General features: G+C 63.0%; 1 rRNA gene. It reads right to left on the reverse strand.

The features are described 5' to 3' along the window. Positions 1-2,867, reverse strand: a 23S ribosomal RNA gene (locus tag NW863_RS12665); the annotation flags it as partial.

Consider the following 2,867-nt stretch of genomic DNA (forward strand, 5'->3'; position numbering starts at 1 on the left):
CCCGCTCATCTCGCGGGGGGCTTACCAGCCTTGCGCTGTGAGAGCAGTCGTCTTGCGGCGTGTTTCCCACTTAGATGCTTTCAGCGGTTCTCACTCCCGGACATAGCTACGGAGCTTGCAGGCCGCCCCACAACTCCTCCACCAGCGGTCCGTCCAGCCCGGTCCTCTCGTACTAGGGCCAGCCCCGCGCACTGCTCTACGCGCTCAGAGCGGATAGAGACCGAACTGTCTCACGACGTTCTGAACCCAGCTCGCGTGCCGCTTTCATGGGCGAACAGCCCAACCCTTGGGACCTACTCCAGCCCCAGGATGCGACGAGCCGACATCGAGGTGCCACGCTCCGCCGTCGATATGAACTCTTGGGCGGTCTGAGCCTGTTATCCCCGGGGTAGCTTTTATCCGTTAAGCCACAGCCCTTCCACCCGGTACTGTGGGATCACTACGGCCGACTTTCATCCCTGCTCGGCCTGTCTGCCTCGCAGTCAAGCGCCCTTCTGCCGTTGCACTCCACGGCGGATGACCATCCCGCCTGAGGGCGCCATTGCGCGCCTCCGTTACCCTTTAGGAGGCGACCGCCCCAGTCAAACTACCCGCCAGCCACCGTCCCAGCCTTCCGCCGGTGAGGGCAGCGCAGACCGAAGAGTGGTATTTCACCGTCGGCTCCAGCAGACCCGCAAGTCCGCCTTCTCCGCCTCCCACCTATCCTACGCATCGGCCTCCGCTACCCGATGGCAAGCTGTAGTAAAGCTCCACGGGGTCTTTTTGTCCCGCTCTGAGTTGGCCGCATCTTCACGGCCACTGCAATTTCACCGAGCCCCTGGTCGAGACAGTGCCCAGATCGTGATGCCTTTCGTGCGGGTCGGAACTTACCCGACAAGGAATTTCGCTACCTTAGGACTGTTATAGTTACAGCCGCCGTTTACCGGGGCTTCGGTTTGGAGCGTTCACCCCTCCCCTTAACCTTCCGGCACTGGGCAGGCATCACCCCCTATACGTCGCCTTCCGGCTTCAGCAGGGAGCTGTGGTTCTGGTATCCAGTCGCCCGGGCCTGGACCCTGCGGCTGCCTCGGGCTCCACCCGCCAGGGGCTTCACCCTACACGCAGCACCCCTTCTTCCGAAGGTACGGGGTCAATTTGCCGAGTTCCTTAACCGGGGGTCACTCGTCCACCTTGGTCTCCTCGACCTGTCTACCTGTGTCGGTTTGCGGTACGGGCGTGGGTGGTCTCCCGAGCCGGCCTTTCGTGGCTGCACAGGCGCCTCGCCATTGGCGGTTGGTTCCCCAACCCCCTTTCACTCACCTCTCGGTCAGCGCAGGACGGATTTCCTTCGCCCTGCTCCCTACCGGCTTGGACGGCGCTCGTCTCGCCGCGGCGACTACCCCTCAGCATCCGGCATTGGTCAAGCGACCACTCCACGGTACAGGACTATTCACCTGTTGTCCATCGGGTCTGGCCGTGGCCGTCCCCTTAGGCCCGACTACCCTGCCGCGGTGCATCCGTGCGGCAGAACCCTTTGACTTTCGGTGGCGATGATTGCCACATCGCTTCTCCGTTACTCATTCCGGCATTCGCACTCGTGCCCGCTCCAGTGCGGCTTCCGCCGTCCCTTCCCTGCGGTCACGACGCTCCCCTACCGTTGACCTCTCGGTCAACCCGCGGCTTCGGTGGGTCGCTTTGCCCCGTTACAGCCTCGGCGCAGCGCTGCTTGACCAGTGAGCTGTTACGCACTCTTTCAAGGATGGCTGCTTCTAAGCCAACCTCCTGGTTGTCTAAGCGGCGCCACAACCTTTCCCACTTAGCGACCACTGGGGGACCTTAGCCGGCGGTCTGGGTTGTTTCCCTCTCGACGACGGATATTCGCACCCGCCGTCTCACTCGCGGTGCACACACCCGGCATTCGCAGTTTGCCGTCGCTTGGTAAGCGGTGAAGCCCCCGCACAACAACAGTGCTCTACCTCCGGGTGTGCCATTGCCGCGGCTGTACCTCAATACATTTCGGGGAGAACCAGCTATCTCCGTGTTCGATTGGCATTTCACCCCTACCCACAGCTCATCCGAGCCTTTTGCAACAGACACCGGTGCGGCCCTCCACGTCCTGTTAGGGACGCTTCAGCCTGGCCATGGGTAGCTCACACGGTTTCGGGTCAATCCCCGGCGACGCTCGCCCTGTTCAGGCTCGCGTTCACTCCGGCTCCGGCTGGCTCTGCCTTAACCACGCCACCGAGGATTACTCGCCGGATCATACTCCAAAAGGCACGCGGTCACCGGTTGCCCGGCTCCCACGGCGTGGAAGCACACGATTTCAGGGTCTCTTTCACTCCCCTCACCGGGGTACTTTTCACCGTTCCCTCACGGTACTGTGCGCTATCGGTCACTGCGTGTAGCTTGCCTTGGACAGTGGTCTGCCCGGCTTCAGCCCGGGTTCTTCGTGCCCGGACCTACTCAGGAACGACCCCTCACGCTGAGGCGCACGCATACGCGACTCTCACGCTCTCTGGTGCAGGGTTCCACACTGCTTCTGCTGAACGCGGTCGCGTGAGGCCCATCGAGCAGGATGGGCGTGGGTCGTCCTCCAACCCCGTGCGCGCAACGGCTGCTCCCTTGGCACGCGCACGGTTTAGGCCTCACCCGGTTCGCTCGCCGCTACTACGGGTGTCGTTCACTCTTCCTCCGGCTACTGAGATGTTTCAGTTGGCCGGGTTCCCGCTCCGCTGATGCGGAGCGCTGCCAGATGGCAGCGGGTTGCCCCATTCGGAGACCTCCGGATCACAGCCTGCACGCGGCTCCCCGGAGCATATCGGTGCCGTGCCCCGTCCTTCCTCGGCACGCAGCGCCATGGCATCCATCGTGTGCTCATCATGTCTTCC

It is taken from the genome of Synechococcus sp. B60.1, from assembly GCF_047462555.1.
In the GTDB taxonomy this organism is placed as follows: Bacteria; Cyanobacteriota; Cyanobacteriia; order Thermostichales; family Thermostichaceae; genus Thermostichus.